Origin of the sequence: Schumannella soli, assembly GCF_006517435.1 — a bacterium.
GTDB lineage: Bacteria > Actinomycetota > Actinomycetes > Actinomycetales > Microbacteriaceae > Schumannella > Schumannella soli.
Genome location: NZ_VHQG01000003.1, coordinates 14,016 through 40,740, shown reverse-complemented (window position 1 = coordinate 40,740; position 26,725 = coordinate 14,016). Strand labels below are relative to the sequence as shown.

Annotated in this window: 22 protein-coding genes; 12 read left to right on the top strand and 10 right to left on the bottom strand. The window is 72.4% G+C overall.

The window, feature by feature from the left end:
• Window positions 1-16 precede the first annotated feature (16 nt).
• The 4 genes from FJ657_RS12510 to FJ657_RS12495 all read left to right on the top strand — a co-directional run bounded on the left by FJ657_RS12510 (window position 17) and on the right by FJ657_RS12495 (window position 5,198).
• Entirely contained in the window at window positions 17-985 is a 969-nt protein-coding gene (locus tag FJ657_RS12510) for an AAA family ATPase (RefSeq protein ID WP_141164095.1), read from the top strand.
• On the top strand, window positions 982-2,364 hold the full coding sequence (locus tag FJ657_RS12505; protein WP_141164064.1) for a DUF58 domain-containing protein: 1,383 nt from the start codon (window positions 982-984) through the stop codon (window positions 2,362-2,364). Before FJ657_RS12510 ends, FJ657_RS12505 begins: the two co-directional genes overlap by 4 nt.
• On the top strand, window positions 2,361-4,775 hold the full coding sequence (locus tag FJ657_RS12500; RefSeq protein WP_141164063.1) for a transglutaminase TgpA family protein: 2,415 nt from the start codon (window positions 2,361-2,363) through the stop codon (window positions 4,773-4,775). Before FJ657_RS12505 ends, FJ657_RS12500 begins: the two co-directional genes overlap by 4 nt.
• A gap of 126 nt (window positions 4,776-4,901) precedes the next feature.
• The gene (locus FJ657_RS12495; protein WP_141164062.1) at window positions 4,902-5,198 is read left to right on the top strand and encodes a WXG100 family type VII secretion target; all 297 of its coding nucleotides are present in this window, start codon (window positions 4,902-4,904) and stop codon (window positions 5,196-5,198) included.
• 214 nt (window positions 5,199-5,412) lie between these two features.
• Here the strand turns inward: FJ657_RS12495 and FJ657_RS12490 are convergent, their stop codons facing one another.
• The 6 genes from FJ657_RS12490 to FJ657_RS12465 all read right to left on the bottom strand — a co-directional run bounded on the left by FJ657_RS12490 (window position 5,413) and on the right by FJ657_RS12465 (window position 14,264).
• Window positions 5,413-6,168 carry a hypothetical protein gene (locus FJ657_RS12490; RefSeq protein WP_141164061.1) on the bottom strand — a complete coding sequence of 252 codons (756 nt, stop codon included), beginning with the start codon at window positions 6,166-6,168 and terminating at the stop codon, window positions 5,413-5,415.
• A gap of 219 nt (window positions 6,169-6,387) precedes the next feature.
• Complete coding sequence (locus tag FJ657_RS12485) at window positions 6,388-7,050, bottom strand: hypothetical protein (protein ID WP_141164060.1); 663 nt, start codon at window positions 7,048-7,050, stop codon at window positions 6,388-6,390.
• Window positions 7,047-7,670 (bottom strand): hypothetical protein, encoded by a 624-nt coding sequence (locus tag FJ657_RS12480; protein WP_141164059.1) that lies wholly within the window; start codon window positions 7,668-7,670, stop codon window positions 7,047-7,049. The genes FJ657_RS12485 and FJ657_RS12480 overlap by 4 nt, the downstream gene beginning before the upstream one ends.
• Before the next feature lie 2 nt (window positions 7,671-7,672).
• On the bottom strand, window positions 7,673-9,097 hold the full coding sequence (locus FJ657_RS12475; RefSeq protein ID WP_141164058.1) for a putative T7SS-secreted protein: 1,425 nt from the start codon (window positions 9,095-9,097) through the stop codon (window positions 7,673-7,675).
• Between the two features lie 40 nt (window positions 9,098-9,137).
• Window positions 9,138-9,470: a hypothetical protein gene (locus FJ657_RS12470; RefSeq protein ID WP_141164057.1), complete on the bottom strand. Its 333-nt coding sequence runs from the start codon at window positions 9,468-9,470 to the stop codon at window positions 9,138-9,140.
• 126 nt (window positions 9,471-9,596) lie between these two features.
• Entirely contained in the window at window positions 9,597-14,264 is a 4,668-nt protein-coding gene (locus FJ657_RS12465) for a type VII secretion EssC family protein (RefSeq protein WP_141164056.1), read from the bottom strand.
• 140 nt (window positions 14,265-14,404) lie between these two features.
• Here FJ657_RS12465 and FJ657_RS12460 point away from each other — a divergent pair, with 140 nt between their 5' ends.
• From FJ657_RS12460 to FJ657_RS12440, 5 genes are all read left to right on the top strand, one after another.
• The gene (locus FJ657_RS12460) at window positions 14,405-15,049 is read left to right on the top strand and encodes an FHA domain-containing protein (protein ID WP_141164055.1); all 645 of its coding nucleotides are present in this window, start codon (window positions 14,405-14,407) and stop codon (window positions 15,047-15,049) included.
• A 185-nt stretch (window positions 15,050-15,234) separates the two neighbouring features.
• Window positions 15,235-16,743, top strand: coding sequence for a 3-isopropylmalate dehydratase large subunit (gene leuC / locus FJ657_RS12455; protein WP_141164054.1), 1,509 nt, complete (start codon window positions 15,235-15,237; stop codon window positions 16,741-16,743).
• Window positions 16,743-17,339 carry a 3-isopropylmalate dehydratase small subunit gene (leuD, locus tag FJ657_RS12450; RefSeq protein ID WP_141164053.1) on the top strand — a complete coding sequence of 199 codons (597 nt, stop codon included), beginning with the start codon at window positions 16,743-16,745 and terminating at the stop codon, window positions 17,337-17,339. Before leuC ends, leuD begins: the two co-directional genes overlap by 1 nt.
• Before the next feature lie 14 nt (window positions 17,340-17,353).
• Window positions 17,354-18,733, top strand: coding sequence for a UDP-N-acetylglucosamine 1-carboxyvinyltransferase (murA, locus tag FJ657_RS12445; protein WP_141164052.1), 1,380 nt, complete (start codon window positions 17,354-17,356; stop codon window positions 18,731-18,733).
• Window positions 18,734-18,776: 43 nt separating this feature from the next.
• Complete coding sequence (locus tag FJ657_RS12440) at window positions 18,777-19,535, top strand: lysophospholipid acyltransferase family protein (RefSeq protein ID WP_255447323.1); 759 nt, start codon at window positions 18,777-18,779, stop codon at window positions 19,533-19,535.
• A gap of 29 nt (window positions 19,536-19,564) precedes the next feature.
• Here FJ657_RS12440 and FJ657_RS12435 read toward each other — a convergent pair whose 3' ends face one another.
• The gene (locus FJ657_RS12435) at window positions 19,565-20,389 is read right to left on the bottom strand and encodes an EI24 domain-containing protein (RefSeq protein ID WP_141164051.1); all 825 of its coding nucleotides are present in this window, start codon (window positions 20,387-20,389) and stop codon (window positions 19,565-19,567) included.
• A gap of 186 nt (window positions 20,390-20,575) precedes the next feature.
• Between FJ657_RS12435 and FJ657_RS12430 the strand changes: the two genes are divergently transcribed.
• A complete protein-coding gene (locus tag FJ657_RS12430; protein WP_141164050.1) occupies window positions 20,576-21,583 on the top strand; it encodes an NAD(P)H-dependent glycerol-3-phosphate dehydrogenase in 1,008 nt (335 codons plus the stop codon).
• Window positions 21,584-21,632: 49 nt separating this feature from the next.
• Complete coding sequence (locus tag FJ657_RS12425) at window positions 21,633-22,715, top strand: D-alanine--D-alanine ligase family protein (protein ID WP_141164049.1); 1,083 nt, start codon at window positions 21,633-21,635, stop codon at window positions 22,713-22,715.
• Between the two features lie 38 nt (window positions 22,716-22,753).
• On the opposite strand, the gene FJ657_RS12420 is transcribed toward FJ657_RS12425, so the two are convergent.
• Window positions 22,754-23,266 carry a DUF3515 family protein gene (locus tag FJ657_RS12420; RefSeq protein ID WP_255447322.1) on the bottom strand — a complete coding sequence of 171 codons (513 nt, stop codon included), beginning with the start codon at window positions 23,264-23,266 and terminating at the stop codon, window positions 22,754-22,756.
• Window positions 23,267-23,416: 150 nt separating this feature from the next.
• On the opposite strand from FJ657_RS12420, the gene thiL reads away from it, so the two are divergent.
• Complete coding sequence (gene thiL / locus FJ657_RS12415; RefSeq protein WP_141164047.1) at window positions 23,417-24,415, top strand: thiamine-phosphate kinase; 999 nt, start codon at window positions 23,417-23,419, stop codon at window positions 24,413-24,415.
• 94 nt (window positions 24,416-24,509) lie between these two features.
• Here thiL and FJ657_RS12410 read toward each other — a convergent pair whose 3' ends face one another.
• Both FJ657_RS12410 and FJ657_RS12405 read right to left on the bottom strand, forming a co-directional pair.
• Window positions 24,510-25,697, bottom strand: coding sequence for a J domain-containing protein (locus tag FJ657_RS12410; protein WP_141164046.1), 1,188 nt, complete (start codon window positions 25,695-25,697; stop codon window positions 24,510-24,512).
• A gap of 48 nt (window positions 25,698-25,745) precedes the next feature.
• Entirely contained in the window at window positions 25,746-26,687 is a 942-nt protein-coding gene (locus tag FJ657_RS12405) for a DMT family transporter (protein ID WP_141164045.1), read from the bottom strand.
• Window positions 26,688-26,725: the final 38 nt, after the last annotated feature.

Below are 26,725 nucleotides of genomic sequence, written 5' to 3'. Positions count from 1 at the left end.
CTCGAACAGGAGCATGATGCCCGTCAGCGAAGAACAGGCGACCTGGTTCGCCGACGCCTTCACGAAGCTCGTCGACAACGTCGACCTCGCGATCGTCGGCAAGAAGGAGGTCATCCGCCTGGTCGTGACCGCGCTGCTGAGCGAGGGGCACGTGCTGCTCGAGGACTTCCCGGGCACCGGCAAGACCGTGCTGGCGAAGTCGATCGCGAACACGATCGACGGCACGAACTCGCGCATCCAGTTCACCCCCGACCTGCTGCCGTCGGACGTGACCGGCGTCACGATCTACGACCAGGGCAAGGGCGTGTTCGAGTTCCACAAGGGCCCGATCTTCGCCTCGGTCGTGCTGGCCGACGAGATCAACCGCGCGAGCCCGAAGACGCAGTCGGCGCTGCTCGAGGTGATGGAGGAGGGCGTCGTCACGGTCGACGGCGTCGGCCATTCGGTCGGCGCGCCGTTCATGGTGATCGCGACCCAGAACCCGGTCGAGCAGGCGGGCACCTACTCGCTGCCCGAGGCTCAGCTCGACCGCTTCCTCATCAAGACCTCGCTCGGCTACCCCGACGACGCGACCGCCGTGTCGCTGCTCATGGAGTCGTCGAACCGGGCCCGCGCCTCGCTCGTCTCGCCGATCATCGCCTCCGGCTCGGTCGCGAGCATGGCGCAGCTCACGAGCGAGGTCTTCGTCGACCCGGCGGTCATGCAGTACCTGCAGCAGATCGTCACCGGAACCCGCAGCCACAAGGATGTCGTGCTCGGCGTCAGCATGCGCGGCGCCCTCGCGCTCGCCCGCGCCGCGAAGACCTGGGCGCTGTCGCGCGGCCGGGGCTATGTGACCCCCGACGATGTGCGCGAGCTCGCCGTTCCGGTGCTCGCGCACCGCATCATCGTCGATCCGGAGTCGGAGTTCGCCGGCGTCTCAGCGCACGACATCGTGAACCGCATCCTCGTCGACGTCGAGCCGCCCGCCTACCGCGCGGCATGACGACGACCCTCGAGCCGCCGGCCGGAGCGCCGCAGCCGATCGGCCCCGGGCCGACCGGCTCGGAGTCGTCGTCCGACGAGGCCGCGGTCGCCCGCTCGCGGGCGCGGCGTCGTGCTCGACGTGCCTGGCCGGTCTGGCTTCGCTGGGTCCCGGCGCTGGGCCGCCGCGTCGCCGGCATCGCCCGGGTCGTCGTGCTGCTCGTCTCGCGGCTGTGGGGCGTGCTGCGCCCGCGCCTGGCCATCGTCAGCGCCATGGGATGGCTCGTGCTGCTCGCCGCCGTCGTCTTCGGCGTCGCCGGGTTCCTGCTCGGCTGGCAGGAGTTCGTCTACCTCGCGATCACCCTGCTCGCCGGGCTGCTCGTGGCGGTCGGCTTCGTCTTCGGCCGCTCGAGCTTCCGCGTGCTGATCGAGCTCACGCCGCGCCGGGTCGTCGCGGGCGAGCGCGCGCTCGGGCGGATGCTCGTCGCCAACACGAAGGCCAAGCGCAGCACCCCGGCGCGCATCGAGCTGCCGGTCGGCGCCGGGCTAGCCGAGTTCGTCATCCCGCCGCTCGCCCCCGAGGCCGAGCACGAGGAGCTGTTCGCCGTGCCGACGAACCGGCGCGCGGTCATCGTGGCGGGGCCCGCCGTCTCGGTGCGCGGCGACCAGCTCGGCCTGCTGCGCCGCACCGTGCGCTGGACCGAGCCGGTCGAGCTGTTCGTGCATCCGCTCACGGCCCGCCTCGCGCCGAGCGCCGCCGGCCTCGTCCGCGACCTCGAGGGCGAGACGACGAAGACCATCACCAACAACGACATCTCGTTCCACGCGCTGCGCGCCTACGAGCCGGGCGACGACCGCCGCTACGTGCATTGGCGCACCTCGGCGCGCACCGGGCAGCTCATGGTGCGGCAGTTCGAGGAGACGCGCCGCTCGCAGCTCACGATCGTGTTCAGCTCCGACCGCCGCTGGTACGTCGACGAGGCCGAGTACGAGCTCGCCGTCTCGGTCATGGCCTCGCTCGCGCAGCAGGTCATCCGCGACGGCACCCGCGTCAGCGTCGTGAGCGAGCAGCGGCAGCTGCGCACCATGACCCTGACGGCGATGCTCGACGACAGCTGCCGGCTCGAGCCCATCACGAGCCCCTACCCGAACCCCCGCGAGTTCGCGCGGCAGGCGACCCTGCGCCTGCCGCCGCCCAGCGTCGCCATGATCGTCGCCGGATCGCTCATGCCGCTCACCGACTTCCGCGCGGTCGAGCGACTCTTCGGCCTCGACACCCAGACCGTCGGATTCCGCACCGAGGTGGGCGCGACGCCGCGCCTCGCGTCGATCAGCGGCCTGCGGGTCGGCACGATCGGCGAGCTCGCCGACCTGCAGAAGATCGTGCGGAGGATGTCGTGAGCGCCGCCGCCGAGACCGTCACCTCGATCCCGACGCGGCCCGACGGCGCGGATGACGCGCATCTCGCGCCGCGCGCGATCAGCCTGCGCACCGGGGCCGACATCGGCGTCATCGCCGCGCTCACCCTGATCGGCCTCGTCGGCCTCGGCACGGCGTTCACCGACCTCGGCTACCTGCTCGCCGGCGTCGGCGGCCTCGTCGTCGGCGGGGGAGTCGCGATCCTCGCGGCCCGCTACCGATTCGGCGCGCTCACGACCGTCGCGATCGCGGTCGTCGCCTACTTCCTGCTCGGCAGCGCACTCGCGATCCCCGAGCAGGCGCTGCTGCACGTGCTGCCGACCCTGCAGACGCTCTCGGGCCTCGCCGTCGGCGCCGTCTTCGGCTGGGCCGACCTGCTCACGCTGCGGGCGCCGGTCAGCCTGCCGTATTACGTCAACGCGGTGCCCTACGTCAGCACCTGGTTGATCGCGCTGGTCTCGGTCACGCTCGCGACCCGCTGGCTCGCCGAGCGCCGCCGCACCGTGGGGCGCGCCTCTCTGCTGCTGATCGGCCCGGCCGTGCTCTACGTCGCCGGCGTGCTGCTCGGCACCGACGAGCCGTACTTCGCGGCCGTGCGCGGCGTCGCCTTCGCCGCGATCGCGCTGATCTGGCTCGGCTGGCGTCGCCGCGAAGGCGGGCGTCTCAACGTCGGCAGCGGGAGCCTGCTGCTGCGCCGCAAGATCGCCGGCACCGCGATCGTGGTCGTCGCCGCGGTCATCGTCGGCGTGATCGGCGGAACCCTGCTCGCCCCCGCACCGGCGAACCGCTTCGTGCTGCGCGAGCAGATCCAGCCGCCCTTCGAGCCGCTCGACTACCCGGCGCCGCTCGCCGGATTCCGCAAGTACACGAAGGATCTCGACGACACGAAGCTCTTCACGGTGCGCGGCCTGCGCGACGGCGACTACCTGCGCCTCGCGACCATGGACACCTACGACGGCGTCGTCTGGGGCGTCGCCGGGGCGGATGTCGACGTGCAGGGCTCGGGCAGCTTCCGGCTCGTGGGGCGCACGATCCCGAAGGCCCCCTTCGCCACGGCCGGAGCGAAGCGCACCCTCGACGTGACCGTCGACGGCTACTCCGACGTGTGGGTGCCCGACTCCGGTTACGCGACCTCGCTCGACGTCGACGACGTGCGTGGCGGCAGCGGCGAGGATGTGCGCTACAACGCCGCCACCGGCACCGCGGTCATGACGACGGGACTCAAGAAGGGCGACGAGTACCGCGTCGCCGCGGTCAGCCAGAAGCAGGTCGACCAGAAGAGCCTGGCCGACGTGCCCACCGCATCCATGGCCCTGCCGCCCGTGCGCAACATCCCCGACGTCGTCGCCGCGAAGGCCGGCGAGATCATCGCCGAGAAGAAGTCGCCCATCGACCAGGTGCAGGCGATCGCCGACACCCTGTCGACGACGGGCTTCCTCAGCCACGGCACCGCCTCCGACCAGGCGCCCTCGCGCGCCGGCCAGGGCAGCGACCGCATGGCCGAGATGATCACGGCGCAGCACATGGTCGGCGACGAGGAGCAGTACGCCTCGCTCATGGCCCTCATGACGCGCAGCCTCAACATGCCCACCCGCGTCGTGATGGGCTTCAAGCCGACCGTGCCGAAAGACGGCGGCACGGCGATCGTCACGGGCGAGAACGTCACCGCCTGGGTCGAGGTGGCCTTCCAGAGCGTCGGCTGGCTGCCGTTCTACCCGACGCCCGACGACACCGACGTGCCGCAGGATCAGACGCCGAAGCCGAAGACCGAGCCGCAGCCGCAGGTGCGGCAGCCTCCGCGCACCGAGAACGACCAGGACGACCTGATCACCCCGGTCGAGATCGACGACTCCGACAAAGACGACGACAATCTGTTCCAGCTGCCGGGCTGGGTGATCCCGCTCGCGCTGAGCATCCTCATCCCCCTCGCCGTCGTGTTCCTGCCGATGCTCGTCATCGCGTTGCTCAAGCGGCGGCGGATGCGACGCCGTCGCGGGCCCGGAGGCGACCGCTCGGTCGCGGGAGCCTGGGACGAGATGGTCGATCGGCTCAGCGAGCTCGGCTACGACCCGCCGACCCGGGTCACCCGTCCGCTCGTCGCGGCGGGCCTCGCACCCGCACTCGGCGAGCACGGCGCCGGAGTGACCCTGCTGGCCGAGCGCACCGACCGTGCCGTCTTCGCCGGTCAGGATGTCGACGCCGACCGGGCGGACGCCGCCTGGACGGAAGCGCTCGGGGTCGTCGACGGCGCCGGGACGGCGGCCGGGCGCACCCGCCGGCTGCTGAGCCGCTACCGCGTCGGCGCGGTGCGCCGCTGGGCCGGGCGGCTCTCCGCCGCGGCGGTCGCCTCCGCCGCGCGCCGCCCCTCCGGCTCGGACGCGCCGGAGCTGTGACCGCCCCGGGATGACCCTGATGGGGACCGGTGCCCATTTTTCTCGAGCGCCCTTCGACATAGATTGAAGGCACTCGGTCACCTGAGAGGGATGGCCTCAGGACCCAACTAAGGAGTGATCGGCCCCATGGCTAACGTCAACGTCACCTACAGCGACATGAACGATGCCGCCCACCGCCTCATCGCCGGCAAGGACGACATCACCGCGAAGCTCACCGAGCTGCAGACCCTGGTCAACGGCCTCGTCAACGGCGGCTTCGTGACCGACTCGGCGTCGGGCGCGTTCCACACCTCGTACGAGCAGTTCACCAAGGGCACCACCGACGCGGTCGGCGGACTCGACGGCATGTCGCAGTTCCTCACCAAGGCGGCCGAGGCTCTGCAGAACGTCGACAGCGAGCTCGCCAAGGGCATCGGCGGCTGAGTCAGCAGCCTCACCACGACGGGGCGCGGCGGATCGGGGGATCCGGCCGCGCCTCTCGTCTGTCACCGGGCCTCCGTCCGGCGGCGCATCGGATCGACCACACGGTCGTCAGCAGATCCGATGCGTCGCGAGACGGGGGCCCGGTCTCGCGTGCGCGGGACCGAACCCGTCGCGCAGGCGTCAGCCGTCGGCCCCGGTCAGAGGGATTCGCCGGTCAGAGGGATTCGCCGGTCGTGGGCAGCTCGCCCGACTTCGGGGCTCCACGACCCAGCCAGAAGCCCAGTACGAGCAGTCCGAGGCCCAGCACGACCGTGACGGTGCCGACTGCGATGCCCGCCTCGGCGTCCTCGTCGGAGAGCCCCCAGCCGAGGAACGCCCCCCATTGGGCGACCGCGACACCGAGGGCGACCGTCCACAGGTCGAGACGCCAGCGATAGGTCACCCAGCGCCAGGCCGCGCGCCGAGGATGATCCGCGATCGCGCCGACCCGCATCCAGTGCGTCTTCTTCGCCAGCGAGGCCAGGGCCACGAACGGCAGCGGCAGGAACAGCAGCGACACGAGCAGCCAGCTCGGCCGCGGGTCGGCCGACGACGGCACGTCGAGCGCGTCCTGGTCGAGCAGCGTCGCCGGCACCGCTGCGACGAGCATGCCGACGATCAGCGCGAGCGACAGCAGCGCCCAGAAGAGGTGCCATCCGCTCGACAGCGGCCGGAATCGGGACACGTTCACGGCGCCGTCGGCGTCGGGATTCGCGACGATCTCGCCGCGTCGCAGCTGCTCGCCGGGGATGAGGAAGCACGTCGCGATGAGCGCCGCGATCCCCACGGTCATCGGCTGGGCGAAGACGACCACCGGCGACAGCGCGCCGGCGTCGCCGCCCGCCGCCGCGATCAGCAGCGCGAGGGCGCCGCCGCCGACGAGCGCGGCGACCGGCACTCCCAGCACCACCAGTCCGGCGGCGACGAGCACGACCCCGAGGGGACCGCGGCGGCCGCGAGGGTGGCGACCGCGCCGGTCGCGTCGGGCAGGGGACGTGTGATCGCTCGACATCGCCTCGAGTCTGTCATGCGGGCTCGGCGGCGATGCGGATCATCCACAGGAGAGCGCACGGCCCGGACGTCGTCGTTCACGGCGGAGCTCGGCGAGGCCGCGGACCGCGCGGTGCGACGAGGGTCGGTCCGGTGAGGCTCAGGTCGTCGGATCCGCCGGCGCGGCGGACTCTGCGGTGGGAGCGGCCGCGACGGCAGGCGCCGGCTCGCGCCAGCGGACCGAATCCGCCACCGCGTCGAAGAAGGCGGTGAACAGCTGCGCATCCTGGCACATCGGAACCGACACGAGCAGGCTCAGCAGGTCGCCGGCCGGGGTGGGGAACCAGTACTCCAGGCTCAGCTCGGGGAACTCGGTCTCTCCGACCGTCTCGGTGCCGAGCTCGGAGCGGCGCAGCACGTATCCCGATCCTCCCTCGAGCACCGTGCCGTCGGGGAAGGCCCTGGCCAGGCGGCCCGTCTCGCCGTCCTCGGCTGCCGGGGCGGCGGGCGGCCAGCCCTGTTCGAATGCGATCACCGCGGCGGGGAACGGCACGGACGGAAGGATCTCGAGTGCCACGGCGAACAGCACGGCGCCGTTCTCGGCGGCCTTCGTCGCGCCGGCGATCATCTCGTCGCGCACGACGCGGCGCATCCGGGCGAGCTGGTCGTCGCGCGGCACCTGGTGCTTGACGATCTCCTTGGCGCGGCGCTCGATCGCGGCGGCGTCGGTCATCGGGATGCCGGCCCAGGTGCCGGGCAGCAGGATGGCGAAGGTCTCGTCGGCCGACCGGGCTGCGGTCAGATCGGGGGCGGTGTCGGTCATCGTGCCTCCTCGGTGCGCACCCGCAGGGTGGCGACGATCTCCTGGGTCTCGGCGGCGATGTCCTCGAACGAGCCGACGCCGGCCGCGGTGAAGATGAGCTGCACCATCTGGCGTGCGCCCGGCACGAAGACCCCGTAGAGCACGCGGTCGACGACGCGGCCCGTCTCGGCGTCGCCGTCGAGGATCAGCTGCCGTGCGCCGACCATGCGACCGGCGGGGATGTCGTGCTGCCAGACGCCGACCTCGGCGAACTGGTAGCCGTCGTCGGCCGCGCCGGCATCCTGCTCCATCTCGGCGGCGAACACCTCGGCGGTGTCGTCGCGGCCGATCTCGGCCAGACGGAAGGTCAGCGAGCAGGCGATCGTGCCGGTCTCGGGATACGGGGCCCAGACGACGGCGGTCATGCCGGGGTCGTCGATCGACTGCAGCTCGCGCTGCAGCTCGTCGAGCTGCGAGCGGAGCGACTCGGCGGCGGGTCCCTCGACGCCGAGCTCGGCCGTGAGCCGGGCCCCGGCCCCGTCGGCGCCCGCAGTCTCGCCGAGCGGGAGGGCGAGCCAGCCCTCGGCGAACCCGAGGTCGTAGTCGACGATGTCGAGGGTGCGATCCAGTGCGGAGGCCATCGTCACCAGCCTCGCACGAGGTCGCTGCCGCGGCCGTCGAATTCGCTGAAGGCCGGTCCGGTCTTGTTGATCAGGCCGGGCAGCGAGAGGCCCTTGTCGATCGGGCCGTACCCGGTCGAGACCGCGCCGCCGTCGAAGTCGTGGTTGGCCCAGTTGATGAGGGGCACGGCGCGCTGGCCGCCGACCAGGGCGGTCACGCCGGCGAGACCGGCGACGTCCTTCGCGCCGTGGATGACGTTGTTGCTCGCGCCGATCTTGATCGCGTTGTAGATGTCGCGCTGCGCGGCGACCGGGTCGAGGAAGCTCTTGACGCTCGACTTGAAGATGGTGCCGCCGCTCTCGCCCGCCCAGCTGGGGCGGAACGAACGGTAGCCGCTCTGCAGGATCGACTTGCCGAAGCCCTTCATCGAGGACGTGGCCGCCTGCAGCTCGCCCTTGGCGACCTTCGCCTGCACGTAGCTCATGCCCTTCGCGCCGCCGACGCGGTGCAGCGGGAGGCCCTGGATGCGCTGCATGATCTTCGTCGAGCGGCCGCCGAGCTTCGTCGCGGCGCGGACGACCATGACGCCCTTGAGGCCCTTGGCGGCCATGGCGATGAGCTTGCCGCCGAAGATCGTGAGCACGGCGCCGACGCCGGCGAGCAGCAGATCGCCCAGGCTGGCGTCGCCGTGCAGGAACTTGATGAGGGTCTCGGCGAACTCGAGCAGTGCGCCGACGGCGGCGAGCACGAGCAGCAACGGTCCGAGGAACGGCACCCACGACAGGAAGATCGCCAGGATGCCGGCCCACTTGCAGATGACCTTGAAGACCTCGTAGGCCGCCTTCGCGAAGCCCTTGATGTTGTCCCAGCGGCTGTCCTTGAGGCCCTCGTTGTTCTTCTCCACGACGTCGTGGATGCTGCCGATCGCGACCTTCGCGGCGTCGTTCTTCTTCTCCCGGGCGGCGCGCCAGTCGTCCTGGGCGTCGGTGACCTTGCCCTGAGCCGTCGTGTACGTCGTTCCGGCGGTCTTCGCCGCGGTCGCGTCGGCCTGCTCGTCGGGGCTGCTGCTCGATCGGGACTGGTTCGCCTTCTCCTCGGCCTCGTGCGCGTTGCGCCGGGCTGTGTCGGCCGCGTCCTCCGCGGCGCCGAGGCGAGCGATGGCGCGGTTCGCGTCGCCCTGCGCCTCGCTGAGCTTCGAGGCGTAGAGCACGAGCGCGTCGGCGGTGACCTTGTAGCGGTTCTGCGCCTTGCCGATGTCGTCGGCGACGCTGTCGGCGGAGTCGCGCAGCTTGTCGATAGCCTTGCCGGTCATGCCGTCGACGCTGCTGATCTTGCCGAGCGTGGTGACCGAGCGGGTGATCGCCCGCGCGACGCGCTCATAGCGATGCGCCTCGTTCGTGAGGGTCGTCGGGTGGCCCTTGAGGGGTTCGTACTCGTGGTCGCTCATGTCTCTCGCTGTCTCCCTGTGCCGTCAGCCGTCGTGATGGTTACTCCGGGTCCCGGCCCGGCGGCGGGTAAGCCTTGTCGCCGGAATCGGCACCCTCTTCGAGAGCCTTCGCGAGCTCCTTGTCGACTTTGGTGAAGTTGTCGGTGATCTGGGCGATCTGACCCTGCAGGGTCGTGATGGCCTCGAGCATCTCCTTGCGCTTGTCGTTCCACTTGTGCGCGAAGTCGTGCACGCGGTCCTTCAGCTCGTCGTGGCCGGTGTCCTCGCCGACGGCGTCGCTGATGTCGTCCGCGTCGGTGAACTCGTCGAGCACGAGCTGCAGGTCGTCGCGCAGCTGCCCCAGCAGTTCGAGGTCGTACTTCAGGTCGGCCATGCCATCTCCCACATCACCTGGGCCGCGACGCGATCGTGCGGCGGATACGGCACCACGCTAATCAGAACTCTGCTCGGGATCGATGGGCACAGCTGCCCATCGGGATCGCCGGGCGGCCGTCGCGGCTCATCCGGGCAGCGGCAGCTGGATGCGCACCGACTTGCCCTTGGCGATGAGCATCCCGCGTCCGGGCGGGAACTCGGAGCGGCTCATGCGCGGCAGCGCGGTCTTGAGCAGGATGTCGCCCTCGACGGCTTCCGGCTGCAGCAGCAGACCGCGGCGCCCGTTCTTGACCTCGCCGAGCAGAGGCCACGACGAGCTCCAGGCCGAGGTCTCGCTCTCGGCGAGCAGGAAGTGATCGCTGCGCTTGACCGCGCGGATGAGCTCCACCAGAGGCGAATCGGCCGGGGTCTGCAGGAAGTCGCCGATGCTCTCGACGACGACCGCGATCCGCCCCTCCGTATCGGGATCCGTCACGGCCTCGACGAGCAGCTTCGCCAGTTCGGCGACGCCCTCGGGCGTCGTCGCCGAGCCGGCCCAGTCGCGCGAGCGCCCGACTTCCGAGCGGCTGTTGCCGAAGTAGTAGAGCCGGGTCTCGGGGTCGGCGCGGCCGATCGCCTGGGCGATCGTCTGGAGGGCGAGGCTGCGCCCGCTCGCCGGGGGCCCGGCGAGCAGGAGCGTGCCCACCGGGTCGAAGCCCCAGGCGCCCAGATCGACGTCGCTGAGTCCGAGCACGGGGAAGCCGTCGACCCGGTCGGGCAGGCTCGACTGGGGGTACTCCTTGGGCAGCGAGCCGACGCCGGGCGCCTCGGCCACGCCGGCACGGCGCATGGCCTCGCCGAGCAGACGCGTCGCCGTGGACTGCTCGGCGACGACGCGGCTGCCGCCGAGGATCGCGATCTGCGTCTCGAGACCGTCGACGATCGCGCGCCCGGGAGGCGACGCGGGGCTGAGCACGTCGTTCGGCGCATCCACGAGGCTGTAGCTGTCGTCGGCGAGACGCAGCACGACGCGGCGCTGGATGTTCGAGCCGATCGCGGTCGGCACGGCACCGGGGCGGTCGGCCGTGAGCGCGATGTGCATGCCGAGCTGACGGCCGTCGCTGAGGATGTCCTCGAACACCGAATACCACTGCGCGCGTCCCGCCGGGATCTCGAAGTCGTCGCGGAAGCTCGGGAAGCCGTCGACGAGCAGCAGGATGCGCGGCTCCTGGGTGCGTCCGGTGAGCGAGCGGTACTCGGTGATGCTCGACGCGTTCGCCTCGGCGAAGCGCGCGGCGCGGGTCTCGAGCTCGTCGCGCATGCGGCGGAAGAGCCGGATGACCCGCTCGGTGTCGTCGCCGTTGATGATCGCGCCGACGTGCGGCAGCTGCTCGAGCATGCGCAGACTGCCCGCGCCGAAGTCGAGGCCGTAGACCTGCACGGGGCCGCCGCGCGGGGTGATCGCGGCCGCGCCGGCGAGGGTGCGCAGCACGGCCGACTTGCCCGAGCCGCCGGTGCCGAGGATCGACAGGTGGCCGTCGACGTCGGGCAGGAAGTACACCGGCATCTGCCGCTGCTGCTGGGGCACGTCGGTGACCCCGAGCAGCAGTTCGGCGTCCGTGCGCTGGCGCAGGCGGCCGAGATCGTAGGCGAGCGCGAGCTCGTCGAGCCAGGGGCGGCGAGGCGCGGGGATCTGCGCTCCGGCGGAGGCCTTGATGATCGACGCGACGAGGCGCTGCTGGTCGGTGGGCCCGAGATCCTTCTCCTCGGCAGGGGCGTCGGAGCGCGGCTCCTCCCAGCGCACCTCGCCGCCGAAGCGCAGCTCGGAGACGAGCACATCGGCCACCTCGGGCTCGCGGGTCGTCCAGCCGCCCGCGTACGCCGACTGGAACTGGGCGAGGCGGCCGGGGCCGGTCTTCGCCACGCCGCGGCCGGGGATGCCCGGGTCGAAGTGCGCCGCCTCCTTGATGCCGACGACATCCTGGCTGTCCGACTCGTCGGCCATGCGCAGCGCGACGCGCATGTTGGTGTTGGCGCGCAGGTTGTCCTTGATGACGCCGGCCGGACGCTGGGTCGCCATGATCAGGTGGATGCCGAGCGAGCGGCCGCGCTGGGCGATGTCGACGACGCCGTCGACGAACTCGGGAACCTCCCCGGCGAGGGCTGCGAACTCGTCGATCACGAGCACGAGCGCCGGCGGGCTGTCGGGGTCTCCGCGCTTCTCGAGCTCGAGCAGGTCCTTCGCCTTCTTGCGGTTGAGCAGGTGCTCGCGGTGGTGCAGCTCGGCGCGCAGGCTGGTGAGCGCGCGTCGCACGAGGTGCGGGCTCAGGTCGGTCACGAGGCCCACGCAGTGCGGCAGGGTCACGCAGTCGGCGAAGGCCGAGCCGCCCTTGTAGTCGACGAAGAGGAACGTGACCCGGTCGGGGCTGTACTCCGCGGCCATGCCGAGCACCCATCCCTGCAGGAACTCGCTCTTGCCCGCGCCGGTGGTGCCGCCGACGAGGGCGTGCGGGCCCTGCGTGCGAAGGTCGAGATGCATGGCGTCGACGCCCGCGCTGCCGACGATCGCGCGCAGCTTGCCGGCACGCCGGCGCTTCGGCTCGATGCCGGGCGTGCGGTCGTGGATGGACTCGTTCTGCTTCCAGCGGTCGATGACCGACTCGCTCGCCTCCACCAGCTCGTGGCCGAGCAGCGTGATGAGCGAGATCGAGCGCGGCAGGTCGCTCGCGTCGGCGACGAGCGCGCCGGCGTCGATCACGGGCGCGAGCCGGCGGGCGTAGTCGAGGGCCTGCGCCGGGTCGACGAAGTCGACGAGGACGTTCTCGATCGTGTCGCCGAGCCGCACGAAGCCGACCGTGGGCGTCGCGGTCGTCGGCACGAGCTCGGGCTCGGGCGTCGGCAGCGGCGGCAGACCCTTCTTGCGGCGCTTCACCTCGGCCTTGCGCTTCTTCGCCTTCGTGCGCGCGAGCTTGCGGGCCGCGCGCGAGCCGGCCGGCGGGCGCTCGACCTTCTCCTCGGGCTTCGGCGCCATGACCGTCGAGCCCGGCTCGGGCAGCGCCAGGAAGGTGCGGCAGACGGCGGGCAGGTCCTTCTGCGCCTCGGCCAGCCAGATCGGGTAGACGCCCGCGTCGGCGGCCTGCTCGGCGAGCTGCACGAGGCGGGCGCGGTCGACGGCCACGTCGTCGCTGATCAGCAGCACGAGCGCGGGGATCGGGGATCGGGTGCCCTGCGTCTCCTGATCGTCGCCGACCGTCGCACCCCGGTCGAGCGCCGTCTGCTCCTCCTTGGTGGCGCCGCGGCGGCCGTCGCCCTTCGCGGCGCCGAGGCGGCGCTCGACGAGCTCCTCGATCGCGCTCAGCAGCGCCGTGCCGCTCGACGCGCTGTCGGCGAGGTGGCTGCCGGGGATGGGGCTGTGCGGCGACGACGTGTGCGGCATCCACTTCAGCCAGTCGAAGCCGCCCGACCAGGCCGGGGTGATCAGCGCGGCCACGGCGAGCTCGGCAGGGGAGTGCAGGCCGGTGAGCTGCACCAGCAGCGCGTTGGCGGCCGCGATCGTCTGCGGCGTCGGCCCGGCGATGCCGAGCGCGCCCGAGTCGTGCAGGTTGTCGATGATCGGCACCTGCTCGACGTGCCGGTTCTCGCCTGCGACCTCGTCGAAGCGCTCCTGGTAGTCGGGCAGCGTGTCGTTGCCGGCGGAGTCGTCGCGGATCGAGTTGCGCGAGAGCATCCGCCCGACGCCGAGACGCACGTTGAGGAACGACCAGTGCTCGGGACGGCGCGTCCACAGCATCGTCTGGTGGTGCAGGGCGGCGTCGAGCACCTCGTGCGTCGACGGCGCCTCGCGGTGCCGGCGCTCGCGCTCGGTGACCTTCTCGTCTTTCAGCTCGTCGACGAGCCGCTCGAGGTGGCCGTCGAACTTCTCGATCGACTCGCGCTTCTTGCGCCGCTTGTTGAGCGCCTGGGTGACCCAGTTGCCGAGGGCGAGGAGCGGCGAGAGGGCGACGAAGATGAGCGACTGGAATCCCGCGCCGGGGCGCGCGAAGAACAGCACCGCGCCCATGACGAGCGGCGACAGCACCATGAGCAGCGGGAAGGGCTGGCTGTCGGCGTCTTTCGGCACCTCGGGCCCGAGGAACTCCTGCCCGGGATAGCGCGGCTCGACCGAGGGCGAGCGGTTGAAGTACACGGGACCCGCGGTCGGCGCGCCGCCCAGCTCGGCGACCTCCTGGTCGACGTCGATGCGCAGCGCCGTGTCGCCGATCATGATCGTCTCGGAGGCCTCGACGCGCAGACGGGTCACGAGACCGCCATCCACCTCGATGCCGTTCGCCGAGCCGAGGTCGACGATCTCGACCGCCGCATCCGCCTCGAGGCGCAGGTGGCGCTTCGAGACGAGCGGATCGTCGATCACCACGTCGCAGCTGCGGTCGCGGCCGATGATCGTCGTGCCGGCGTGCAGGTCGAGGGTGCGGCCGCCCTGGGGGCCGCTGAGGATGCTCAGCCGCGCGACCACCGGACCGCGCCCGGTGCCGGCGGGGGAGTAGTAGCGCCCCGCGTCGACGAGCTGCACCGTCGCGCCCGACCCGATCCACGACTCGCCGACCGGCCCGTCGGGCGGCAGCACGAGCGACTGGCTCGACCCCGGCAGCACGGCGCTCAGCGTGAGCGAGCCGGCGGGCGCGGGGCCGGGGGATGCCGGGTCGACCCGGCGGATCGCGCCGGCGACCTCGGCGATCGTCGCGGCCGCATCCGTCGTGATGACGATGTCGTCGCTCGTTCCCGAATCGCGCTTCAGGGTCAGCTTGAGTCGCACTCGGCCTCCTCGTGAGCGGGCGCGGCGCAGCCCGCGCGCCCCCACGGGAACCCTATTCGCTGGAGTGCCGCTCAGCTCTGCCGAGGGGATGGGGATCACTCCCCATCCGATAGCCTGACGCGGTCGGAGAGGGGGTGCGGATGACCGAGCAGAAGCGGTTCCTCATCACCCCGCCGCCCGGGCTGCTTCCCGAGGCGCCCGGCGCCCCGCCCGAGCCGGAGCCGGAGCGCCGGGTCGACGAGGAGCACGGCGACTCCGCCACGCGACGGGTCATGCCGCGCTCGCCGGGGGTGGCCTTCCCGCTGCCGGCGAATCCGATGGGCGGCCTGGCTCCCGCAGTCGCCGGCCCGGCTCCCGCGGCGGAGTCCGCGCCCGGCTCCGCTCCCGCGCCGTCGTCCGTGTCGACTCCGTCGGGCGAAGCCGAGGTGCCGACCGGCGAGCACCCCGCCCAGCCGGGGCCGTGGACGATCCGGCTCCCCGACGGCGCCACGCAGGTCGTCACGACGTCCGGCGTGGTGCTCGGCCGCAATCCCGTCGTTCCCGAGCGCTGGCCCGCGGCCGAGCGGCTGCGCATCCACGACCCCGAGCGCACCGTGTCGAGCACGCACGCCCTGCTCATCGTCGTCGGAGGCGCGCTGCGCCTCATCGACCTCGGCTCGACCAACGGGGTCGCCGTCACCTCGGGAGGGCTGCGCGAGAAGGTCGCCGGAGTCGACGGCGTCAAGGTCGGGGATCCCGCCGAGATCGAGCTCGGCAGCTTCCACCTGCGGGTCGCCCGCGCCTGAGCGCGCGGCTGAGCGGCGGGGGTTCGCGAGCGCGGCGCGCGCCCGGATCGCGGTGGTAGCCTGGCGCGATGCTGCGCGATCGGCTCCTTCTCCTTCGTCGCCGCGACGAGGCCTAGTCTTTCCGGCCTCCCTCGTCGCGGAGTCCGTCGCGGGCCGACACCGATCGAAGAAGGACCGACATCTCCATGAGCACCGAAACCCCCTCGGCTGAGCGCTCCGCCGCGAGCGCGGCCGCTCCCCGCACCCTCGCTGAGAAGGTCTGGGCCGACCACGTCGTCGTCGCCGGCGAGAACGGCGAGCCCGACCTCATCTACATCGACCTGCACCTCGTGCACGAGGTCACCAGCCCGCAGGCCTTCGACGGCCTCCGCCAGGCCAGCCGGCAGCTGCGCCGCCCCGACCTCACCATCGCGACCGAAGACCACAACACCCCGACCCTCGCGATCGACCGGCCCATCGCCGACCCGACCAGCCGCATCCAGATCGAGACGCTGCGCAAGAACGCCGAGGAGTTCGGCGTGCGCATACACTCGCTCGGCGACGTCGAGCAGGGCATCGTGCACGTCGTCGGCCCGCAGCTCGGCCTCACCATGCCGGGCATCACGGTCGTCTGCGGCGACTCGCACACCTCCACGCACGGCGCCTTCGGCGCGATGGCGTTCGGCATCGGCACGAGCGAGGTCGAGCACGTCATGGCCACCCAGACGCTGCCGCTCAAGCCCTTCAAGACCATGGCGATCACGGTCGAGGGCGAGCTGCGCCCCGGCGTCACCGCGAAGGACATCATCCTCGCCGTCATCGCCAAGATCGGCACCGGCGGCGGCCAGGGCTACGTGCTCGAGTACCGCGGCAGCGCGATCCGCTCGCTGTCGATGGACGGCCGCATGACGATCTGCAACATGTCGATCGAGGCGGGCGCCCGCGCCGGCATGGTCGCCCCCGACCAGACCACCTACGACTACCTCAAGGGCCGCGCCCACGCGCCCGAGGGTCAGGACTGGGACGACGCCGTCGCCTACTGGGAGACGCTGAAGAGCGACGACGACGCCGTCTTCGACGCCGAGGTCTTCCTCGACGCGAACGAGCTGGAGCCCTTCGTCACCTGGGGCACCAACCCCGGCCAGGGCGTCTCGCTGAGCGAGCCCGTGCCGGATCCGGCGCAGATCGCCGACCCGAACGCCCGCGCCGCCGCCGAGCGCGCGCTGGAGTACATGGACCTCGAGGCCGGCACCCCGATGAAGGACATCCCCGTCGACGCCGTCTTCATGGGCTCGTGCACCAACAGCCGCATCGAGGACCTGCGCGCCTTCGCGTCGATCATCCAGGGCCAGAAGAAGGCGGATGGCGTGCGCGTCATGGTCGTGCCCGGCTCGGCCCGCGTGCGCCTCGAGGCCGAGGCCGAGGGCATCGACAAGATCGTCGAGGCCTTCGGCGCCGAGTGGCGCTTCGCCGGATGCTCGATGTGCCTGGGCATGAACCCCGACCAGCTGGCGCCGGGCGAGCGCTGCGCCTCCACCTCGAACCGCAACTTCGAGGGCCGGCAGGGCAAGGGCGGCCGCACCCACCTGGTGTCGCCGCTCGTCGCCGCCGCGACCGCCATCCGCGGCACCCTGTCGTCGCCGTGGGACCTCGCGCAGGACGGCGGCGATGCCGTCAGCCCCGTGACCCCGAGCACCGAGGAGGTGGCGGTCTGATGGAGAAGGTCAGCGTCATCACCGGCACCGCCGTTCCGCTCAAGCGCTCGAACGTCGACACCGACCAGATCATCCCCGCCGTGTTCCTCAAGCGGGTCACCAAGACCGGCTTCGACGACGCGCTGTTCCACGGCTGGCGCCAGGACCCCGAGTTCGTGATCAACCGCCCCGAGTTCCAGGGCGCGACCGTGCTCATCGCCGGCCCCGACTTCGGCACCGGCTCGAGCCGCGAGCACGCCGTGTGGGCGCTGCGCGACTTCGGCTTCCGCGCCGTCATCAGCCCGCGCTTCGCCGACATCTTCCGCGGCAACTCGGGCAAGCAGGGACTGCTGACCGGAACCGTCACCGAAGAGCAGGTCGAGGCGCTCTGGGCCGCGATCGACGCGAACCCGGGCGTCGACGCGACCGTCGACCTCGAGGCGCGCACGGTCTCGGTCGGCGACGTCACCTTCCCGTTCGACATCGACGACTACACGCGCTGGCGCCTCATGGAGGGCCTCGACGACATCGCGCTCACCCTGCGCGAAGAGCAGAAGATCACCGAGTTCGAGGGCACGCGCGCCGCCTGGCGCCCGACGACCCTCCCCGCTCGCTAGGAGGACGCATCCCGTTGGCAGCTGATCAGGCGGCATCGCTCGCGAAGCACGCATCCCAGTCGGGTGAGCGCGTCGGTCTCACGGCCGACCGCATCACGGTGCACGGCGGAAAGCCCCTGCAGGGGCGCATCCGCGTGCGCGGCGCGAAGAACCTCGCCACCAAGGCGATGGTCGCGGCCCTGCTCGGCGAGACGCCGAGCGTGCTGCAGGACGTGCCCCTGATCAGCGACGTCGACATCGTCACGCGCATGCTCGAGGCCTACGGCGTGGCCGTGTCGAGCCCCGACGACGGCACGCTCGTGCTCGACCCGCAGAACGTCGAGAAGGCGCACTTCGCGAAGATCGACGCGCTCGCCGGCTCGAGCCGCATCCCGATCCTGTTCTGCGGTCCGCTGCTGCACCGCCTCGGCGAGGCGCTCATCCCCGACCTCGGCGGCTGCCGCATCGGCGACCGCCCGATCGACTTCCACATGGATGCGCTGCGGGCCTTCGGCGCGATCGTCGACAAGAGCTACGAGGGCATCACGATCACGGCGCCCGACGGACTGCACGGCGCGCACATCGAGCTGCCGTACCCGAGCGTCGGCGCGACCGAGCAGGTGCTGCTCACGGCGGTGCGCGCCGAGGGCGTCACCGAGCTCAAGAACGCGGCGATCGAGCCCGAGATCCTCGACCTCATCGCGATCCTGCAGAAGATGGGCGCGATCATCTGGGTCGAGCCGAACCGCACGATCTTCATCGAGGGCGTCGAGCGCCTCGAGGGCTACACGCACCGCGCGATCTCCGACCGCAACGAGACCGCCAGCTGGGCCTCGGCCGCGCTCGCGACCGGCGGCGACATCTTCGTCGAGAACGCGAAGCAGCCCGAGCTGCTCACCTTCCTCAACGTGTTCCGCAAGGTCGGCGGCGCCTTCGACGTGGCCGAGGACGGCATCCGCTTCTACCACCCGGGCGGTGCGCTGAAGGCGGTGCAGGTCGAGACCGACGTGCACCCCGGCTTCATGACCGACTGGCAGCAGCCGCTCATCATCGCCCTCACGCAGGCCGAGGGCGTGTCGACCGTGCACGAGACCGTCTACGAGAACCGCTTCGGCTTCACGGACGCGCTGCTCGACATGGGCGCCGACATCGTCGTGCACAAGGACGGCCTCGAGTCGGTCACCCGTCGCGTGCCGCGCCGCCGCCTCGAGCAGGCCGCCGTGATCACCGGCCCGACGCCGCTGCACGGCGCCGACGTGCGGGTTCCCGACCTGCGCGGCGGATTCAGCTACCTCATCGCCGCGCTCGCCGCTGACGGCACCTCGACGATCAGCAATCTCGGGCTCATCAGCCGCGGCTACGAGCACATCATCGACAAGCTCACGGCGCTCGGCGCCGACTTCGAGCTCGACTGAGCGCCGGAACGCGCGTGACGGTGACGGTGACGGCAGGTCTTCGGTGAGCCGCTCGACGAACGTCGATCTGCCCCGTCGCGGCGTCGACTGGAACCGCGGCTGGCGCGCGTTCGGCTTCGTCGTGCTGCCGCTCGCCTCGCGGGTGCTGCGCCTGCACATCCGCGGCGAGCAGAACCTGCCGCAGGTCGGCGCCTTCGTCGTCGCGGCGAACCACTACACGACGGTCGACCCGATCGCGGTCGGCCTGGCCGTGGCGCGGATGGGGCGCGCCCCGCACTTCCTGCTCAAGGCCTCGCTGCTGCGCCTGCCCGTGCTCGGTCCGATCCTGCGCCGGCTCGGGATGATCCCCGTCGAGCGCGCGGCCCGGGGCGGCGGTGACCCGCTCGCGCAGGCCGGCGCGCTGATCGCCCGCGGCGGCGGCGTCGTGATCTACCCCGAGGGCACCCTCACCCGCGACCCCGACCTGTGGCCGATGCGCGGCAAGACCGGCGCGGTGCGCGCGGCGCTCGGCGCCGGCATCCCGCTCGTGCCGGTCGCGCACTGGGGTGCGCAGAAGGTGCTGCCGCCGTACGGCGGCACGCTGAAGATCGTGCCGCGCCAGGTGGTCGAGATCCTCGTGGGCGAGCCGCTCGACCTGAGTCCGTGGGCCGGCCAGCCGATGACCGGACGCCTCGCCGACGAGGTGACGACCGTGCTCATGAACCGCATCGCCGAGCTGCAGGGCGAGCTGCGCGGCGAGACGCCGCCGGCCGAGCGCTGGGATCCGGCGCAGCACGGGCAGAGCGAGTTCGGGCGGCCGTAGGCGGCGTCGGCGATCGACGGCGTGGCGGATCAGCGCGGCGACGGCGTGCCGTCGACGGCCGTCGGGTCGTATGCCGTGCGGGCGAAGGCTGTTCGGGCGAGGGCTGTGCGGGCGAGCAGCGTCGCGCCCGCGACCGCGGCCGGCATCGTCACGATCGCGCCGAGCGGGATCAGGAAGAGCAGCTGGGTCGCGACGCCGAATCCGAGCTGCTCGGCGCGCGAGCCGCGCAGCACCGCCCGGCTCTCGCGGCGGCCGATCCCGCGCGCCTCGAGCGGTCGCGTCACGAGCTCGGCGGCGAGGATGCGGCCCGACAGCACGGTTCCGACGACGGGCCCCAGCACGCCGCCCGCCACCGGGATGAGGCCGAGCAGGAACACCAGCGCACCCACGCCGATACCCGCGAGCACGAGCAGCAGCGCATCCCGCAGCGCGCGGCCGAAGCCCAGCCCCGATCCCTGCGGTGCGTCGCCGAGCAGGGTCTCGGTCTCACGCCAGATGCGCTCGTAGAAGGGATCGCCGACGGCCAGGGTGAGGCCGGTGAAGGCGAGGATGCCGAGCGCGCCGAGACCGACGAAGGCGACCGCCGCGAGAGCCGTGCGCAGCGCGGCGGCCCAACCCGCATCCCAGCCGTCGGCGAAGGGCGTCGCCCAGGTCGCCAGCGGTCCGAGCCCGAACGCCGCCGCGACGAGCAGCGCGACGCCCGCCGTGAAGACGATGAGCGGCGGGATCATGCCGAGCAGCATGAGCGCCGGACGCGTGCGCCAGAGCGCGAAGCCGCGCAGCACCAGGCCGGCGCCGCCGAGGAATCGCCGGGCGGCGGAGGCTCCGGCGCGGGCGGCGGGGCGGGCATCCATCGCGCCCACCCTAGGCGGGGATGGGCGCCGCCGACAGCGAGGCGGGCAGGCGCACAGCGGCTCATGCGGCAGACTGGGCGGGATGCGACGGGTAGCTGTTCTGGGAGCGGGATCCGCGACGGGGGAGCGCGCCACCCGCAGAGAAGGACGCGGCCGATCGACGGCACGCACGAGAGACGTGAGCTGATGCGACGGGTAGCTGTTCTGGGAGCGGGATCGTGGGGCACCACCTTCGCGAAGGTGCTGGCCGACGGGGGATCCGAGGTGACCCTCTGGGCTCGGCGTCCGGAGCTGGCGCGCGAGATCAGCCAGTCGCGGCGCAACAGCGACTACCTGCGCGGCATCAACCTGCCGCGCCGACTGTGGGCGAGCTCGAACCTGCACGATGTACTCGACGACGCCGAGCAGGTGTACCTGTCGGTGCCGAGCCAGTCGCTGCGCGAGAACCTGCGCATCGTGCGCGATCTCATCCCCGAGGGCGTGCCCGTCGTCTCGCTCATGAAGGGCGTCGAGAAGGGCACCCGCTACCGCATGAGCGAGGTGATCCAGCAGGAGCTCGGATGCGACCCGGGCCGCATCGCGGTCGTGTCGGGCCCGAACCTGGCGCTCGAGATCGCGAAGGAGCAGCCGACCGCATCCGTCGTGGCGTCGGAGGATCCGGACACGGCGGCGGCGGTCGCGACGGCGGCGACGAACGCCTATTTCCGGTGCTTCATCAACAACGACGTGATCGGCACCGAGTTCGGCGGCGTGCTGAAGAACCTCATCGCGGTCGCGATCGGCATCGTCGACGGCGTCGGCTACGGCGAGAACACGAAGGCGTCGATCATCACCCGCGGCCTGGTCGAGATGACCGATTTCGCTGTGGCGCACGGCGCCCGTCCCGAGACCCTCAGCGGTCTCGCCGGGCTGGGCGACCTCATCGCGACCTGCGAATCGCCGCTGTCGCGCAACAACACGGCCGGGCGTCTGCTCGGCCAGGGCTACGCCTTCGCCGACGTGGTGAAGCAGATGAACCAGACGGCCGAGGGGCTCTCCTCGGTGGGTCCGGTGCTCGAGCTCGCCGCCGCGCACGGCGTCGAGATGCCGATCGTGGCGCAGGTCGCCGAGGTGCTCGCGGGCACTCTCGACCCGCGCGACATCGCGCCGCACCTGACGACCGACGACAGCCCCGCGCCGCCGACGGAGGAGTGAGTCCGATGACCGCGCACCGTCGAACCATCACCTGCGGAATGAGCATCCTGTGACGACCAGAATCGCCCTCATCTTCGGCGGCCGCTCGAGCGAGCACCAGATCAGCTGCGCCACCGCCGGCGGCGTGCTCGGCGCGATCGACCGCGACGCCTACGAGGTCGTGCCGATCGGCATCACCCGCGACGGCGCCTGGACGCTGCAGCCCGACGACTCCTCCCGCTTCCGCCTCGCCGACCTGCCCGAGGTCGCCGACGACGGCTCGCGCGTGCACCTGCCGGCGTCGGCATCCACCCGCGAGTGGACCGTCACCCGCCCGGACGGCACGATTGAGTCGCTCGGCGAGATCGACGTGGCCTTCCCGCTGCTGCACGGCCCCTTCGGCGAGGACGGCACCCTGCAGGGCGCCCTCGAGCTCGTCGGCGTGCCCTACGTCGGCAACGGCGTGCTCGCCTCGGCGCTGGGCATGGACAAGCACTTCACCAAGACCGTGCTGCAGGGCGCGGGCGTCGAGGTCGCCCCGTGGGTGACCGTGACGCGGTCCGAGTGGGCGCGTGACCGGGAGCTGTGGGAGCGGCGGATGCACGGCCTCGCGCTGCCCGCTTTCGTGAAGCCCGCCCGTGCCGGATCGTCGGTCGGCGTGAGTCGCGTGACCGAGTGGGCCGAGCTCGATGCGGCGCTCGAGACCGCCTTCCGTGAGGACAGCCGGGTGCTCGTCGAGTCGGGCATCGTCGGCCGCGAGCTGGAGTGCGCGGTGCTCTCGGGGCGCGACGGCGGCGCGACGCGGGTGAGCGTGGCCGGCGAGATCGTCATCACGGGCCGCGACTTCTACGACTTCGAGGCGAAGTACCTGGATGCGCCCGGCATCGACCTGGTCTGCCCGGCCCAGCTGGGCGAGCAGGAACTCGCCGAGATGCAGCGCATCGCCGCGCGCGCCTTCGACGCGATCGGCGGCTCGGGCCTGGCTCGCGTGGACTTCTTCTTCACCGGAACCGACTTCGTGATCAACGAGATCAACACGATGCCCGGGTTCACGCCGATCTCGATGTTCCCCGCCTGCTGGCAGGCGAGCGGGCTCAGCTATCCCGAGCTCATCACCGAGCTGATCGAGCTGGGGCGCACGGCCGTCCGCTGACGATCGGTCGCGCTGCTTTGTTCGGCGGAGCGGCCGGGTCAGCCGTCGGTCTTGTCGACGCCGAGGGAGTCCTCGACGTCCTGGCAGCTGAGGCCGTTCTTCGTCGTCTCGGAGACCGCGTCCGACAGGTCGTAGAGCACCTGACCGGGCGCGACCCGCCCCGAGGCCTTCGTCTGATCGGAGCGGATCGCGACGTCGATCGCCGGCTCGCGGCCGAAGGTCGTGAAGATGTAGAGCGGCGCCTTCGAGTCGTCGCGCAGCCACAGCACGTTCTTCGTCTGCACGCACGGCAGCTCGGATGCGGCGGGCACCTTCACGCCGCAGGTCAGCAGCACATCGGCCGGGTCACCGTAGGCGGCCGTCGCCTGCGCGTTCGTCTCGCGCTTCGCGAGGCCCTGCGTCGAATCGGGCAGACGCACGATGACGTCGGCGCAGCCGGGGTCGTTCGCGTCGGCTGCGGGCTCGGTCGCGACAACGGGGGAGCAGCCGGCGAGCACGGCGGTGAGGGTGGCCGCGAGCAGCAGGAGGGCCGCGACGGGTCGGGTGCGCATCGGCATGAGGGTACCGCGCGGCGGCTGGGCGAATCCCCGCGCCGGCGCTGGCCGGACGGTCGGCGGGCGTGCGCGTACGCGGCGGATCCGCATCCGTCCTCTCTCCCGCGACGAGGGAGCCGCGCATCCGCCGCCCGCTACCGTGGTCGGGTGACTGCTGAGCCGGCCGAGACCCTGCGCGACATCGGCGAGACGGCCGTGCTGCAGCGCATCTTCCCGCGCCTGCCGCAGGCCGACGCGGCGCTCGTCGGGCCGGGCGACGACGCGGCCGTCATCGCCGCGCCCGACTCGCGCATCGTCATCACGACCGACACGATGGTGCACGGCCCCGACTTCCGCACCGCGTGGTCGACGCCCTATGACCTCGGCTGGAAGGCCGCCGCGACGAACCTCGCCGACGTGGCCGCGATGGGGGCGACCCCGACGGCGCTCGTGGTCGCGCTGACGATCCCCGCCGACACCCCGGTCGCCGATCTCGAGGCCTTCGCCGACGGGATGCGCGAGGCCTGCGCCGCGCTCGCCCGCGGCTGCGGCGTGGTCGGCGGCGACCTCGGCGTCTCGCCGACCTTCACGATCGCGGTGACGGCGATCGGCGACCTCGTCGGCGGGGATCCGGTGCTGCGCTCGGGTGCGCGCCCGGGCGATGTCGTCGCGGTGGCGGGACAGCTCGGCCTCGCCGCGAAGGGTCTCGCGCTGCTGTTCGCGCGCGGCGTCGACAGAGAAGGGGTGCCGGACGCCCGCCGCGCCCGCAACCTGCGCAGCCGCTTCCCGGCCGAGGTCTCGGCGCAGCTCGCACCGCGGCCGCCGATCTACGCGGGTCCGGTCGCCGCGCTCTCGGGCGCGACGGCGATGCTCGACGTGAGCGACGGCCTGCTGCTCGATGCCCGGCGCATCGCCCAGGCCTCCGGCGTGACGATCGATCTCGCCACCGAGGGCACGGGCGTGGCCGAGGTGCTGCACGGCGGCGAGGATCACGCGCTGCTCGCCTGCTTCCCCGGCACGGCCGACGTGCCGCCGCCCTTCCGGGTGATCGGCCGCGTGCTGCCGGTCGCCCCGGGGAGCGACCCCGGTGTCACGGTCGACGGGGCCGCCGCCGATGAGCGCGGCGGATGGGATCCCTACGCCGAGTGGGCCGGCGGCGCCGGGTGAGCTGACGGCCACGCCCTCGAGCCGGGCGCCGGGATGTGCCGCTCGATGCGCACCGGCTCGGCGTCGAGGCCGGCGGCGACGCGGGCGTCGAGGCTCAGACGCAGTCGATCCGCTCGACCTGCGCGAAGTCGGGGCTTCCGGGCCAGCGCTGCACGACGAGGCGCCCGCTCGCGTGCTCGGCGAGGCCCGCGACCGCGTACTTGCGGTGCTGGGTGGGGGCGGTGTCGGCGGCGTCGGCGAAGGTGACGGTCGCGATCATGGTGCCGTCGGTGCACTGCTCCGAGCTCGTGATCGTCCAGGCCCAGCATTCGCCGGCGACCGAGCAGTCATCCGTCGTGCTCGTGTCGGCCGGCGTCGAGTCGAAGGCCAGACCCGCCGTGCTCGCGTCGCTGCTGGGCTTCTGCGGCACCGCGGCGGGGAAGGTGACCGGCTGCGGATCATCGTGGAACAGCTGCGGGTTCACGGCGACGAGCACGCCGACGACGATGCCGATCAGGGCGATCGTCGTGCCGAGCGCGATCGTGAGCCGCTCGCGCCGGCGGCGGTGACGCACGCGCTGGGCTTCGATCTCGCCCGTCGTGAGCTTCTCGTCGGCGCTCGGCACCCAGCGGCTCACGGCGGGAGCGGCGCCGTCCCACTCGGGGTCGGCCGCGGCATCCGGTGCACCCGAGTGGGACGCGAAACCCGCGGCGGCGGTCTCGGCGTCGCCGGATGCGGCGGGCGGCATCCAGTAGCTCTCGCCCGTCGGCCGCACCGGTTCGGCGGATTCCGTGGGCAGCGGGCTCAGCTCGACCTCCTCGCGCTCGTCGACGGGCGGCGGCGGAGCCCAGCGGGCCGGGTCGGCGGCCAGATCGGCGAGGGTCGCGGTCGGATCGTCGGGCAGGTCGCTGAGGTCGACATCCGCGTGCGCCGGATCGGGCTCGGGCGGGGCGAAGCGGCTGCGCGGGCTCGAGCCGCGGCGACGCGCGGCGAGCTCGTCGGCGGGGTCGGCGAAGGGCCGCTCGTCGCCGAGGCCGCCGCCGCGTCGGCTCGAGCCGGCCGCGGCGTAGGGTCCGCTGAGGATCGCGAACGCCGGACGCGTCAGCTCGTCGCGCAGCAGATCGCGGGCTGCTTGGGCCCGGTTGAAGCGCTCGCTCGCGTCGCGAACCTCATCGGGGTGCGCATCGGCGGTGAGGAGGTCGGGATGCGTCGCGCGGGCGAGCTTGCGGAAGGCGCGCTCGATCTCCTCGAGGGTCGCTCCCGGCGTCACCCCGAGAACATCCTCCGCCTCGTCCGGCGTCACGCGTCCCCTCGCACCTGGGCAGGCTAAGCGGGGTGGACAGCCCGTGTCTCACCCCAGATCGGGGCGTGGGGCGGGTGCGGCGTCGAGGCCCCGCTCCCGCCAGGCGCGCTCGGCGCGGCGACCCCAGACGGTCGCGGCGAGCAGGATCGCGGCGCCGCAGAGTCCGAGCGGCCCGATGCGCTCTCCGGCGAGCACGACGGCGATGCCGAGAGCCCAGACCGGCTCGGTCGCGAGCAGCATCCCCGCCCGCGACGCCGACGTGCGCCGCGTCGCCCAGAGCTGCCCGAGGAACGCGCCGATCGTGCACCCGACGATCAGGTAGGCGATGACGCCCCACTGCGCCGCGCCGAATCCGCTCGCCGCCGACAGCAGCGGCCCGGTGCCGACGACCGCGAACACGACGGCCCCCACGGTCAGCTCGATCGTCGTGAGCGCGATCACGTCGGTTCCGGGGCGCCGCGCCGTCTGCGCCTCGGCGACGCCGAGCGCGGCCCGGGTCACGGCGGCGGTGAGCAGCAGCGCGTCGCCGAGGTTCGGCGGGGTGACGCCGTTGCCGCCGACCAGCAGCGCCACGCCGACGAGGGCGAGCAGGATGCTGCCGAGCAGCGACGCCGAGATGCGTCGCCGGCGCACGGCCGACTCGATGAGCGGGGTGAACAGCACCGACAGGCCGATGATCAGCCCCGCGTTGGCGGCGCTCGTGATCGTGACGCCGACGGTCTCGAGGGCGATCGTCGCGGTGCGCAGGGCGCCGAGCGCGAGTCCGGGGCGCAGTGAGCCGCGCAGCCCGCGCCCGCGCCGGGCGGCGCAGAGCGCCAGCATGATCAGCGCCGCGGGCACGAAGCGCGCGCACGTGACGGCGGCGGCCGTCGACGCGGCGGCGAGATCCTTCGAGGCGAGGTAGCTGCCGCCCCAGACGACAGCGATCGCGATGAGCACGAGGTCGGGGGTCTGGCGGCGCAGCGCCGAGCCGACGCGGGAGGAGATCACGTGTCGAGACTGGCCAGCGCATCCCTGAAGAACAACGG

What these genes read in the sequence shown, in the direction of transcription:
- FJ657_RS12510 (WP_141164095.1), top strand. Translation starts at nt 17, where the DNA reads ATGCCCGTCAGCGAAGAACAGGCGACCTGGTTCGCCGACGCCTTCACG.
- FJ657_RS12505 (WP_141164064.1), top strand. Translation starts at nt 982, where the DNA reads ATGACGACGACCCTCGAGCCGCCGGCCGGAGCGCCGCAGCCGATCGGC.
- FJ657_RS12495 (WP_141164062.1), top strand. Translation starts at nt 4,902, where the DNA reads ATGGCTAACGTCAACGTCACCTACAGCGACATGAACGATGCCGCCCAC.
- FJ657_RS12485 (WP_141164060.1), bottom strand. Translation starts at nt 7,050, where the DNA reads ATGACCGACACCGCCCCCGATCTGACCGCAGCCCGGTCGGCCGACGAG.
- FJ657_RS12480 (WP_141164059.1), bottom strand. Translation starts at nt 7,670, where the DNA reads ATGGCCTCCGCACTGGATCGCACCCTCGACATCGTCGACTACGACCTC.
- FJ657_RS12475 (WP_141164058.1), bottom strand. Translation starts at nt 9,097, where the DNA reads ATGAGCGACCACGAGTACGAACCCCTCAAGGGCCACCCGACGACCCTC.
- FJ657_RS12470 (WP_141164057.1), bottom strand. Translation starts at nt 9,470, where the DNA reads ATGGCCGACCTGAAGTACGACCTCGAACTGCTGGGGCAGCTGCGCGAC.
- FJ657_RS12460 (WP_141164055.1), top strand. Translation starts at nt 14,405, where the DNA reads ATGACCGAGCAGAAGCGGTTCCTCATCACCCCGCCGCCCGGGCTGCTT.
- leuC (WP_141164054.1), top strand. Translation starts at nt 15,235, where the DNA reads ATGAGCACCGAAACCCCCTCGGCTGAGCGCTCCGCCGCGAGCGCGGCC.
- leuD (WP_141164053.1), top strand. Translation starts at nt 16,743, where the DNA reads ATGGAGAAGGTCAGCGTCATCACCGGCACCGCCGTTCCGCTCAAGCGC.
- FJ657_RS12435 (WP_141164051.1), bottom strand. Translation starts at nt 20,389, where the DNA reads ATGGATGCCCGCCCCGCCGCCCGCGCCGGAGCCTCCGCCGCCCGGCGA.
- FJ657_RS12430 (WP_141164050.1), top strand. Translation starts at nt 20,576, where the DNA reads ATGCGACGGGTAGCTGTTCTGGGAGCGGGATCGTGGGGCACCACCTTC.
- FJ657_RS12420 (WP_255447322.1), bottom strand. Translation starts at nt 23,266, where the DNA reads ATGCGCACCCGACCCGTCGCGGCCCTCCTGCTGCTCGCGGCCACCCTC.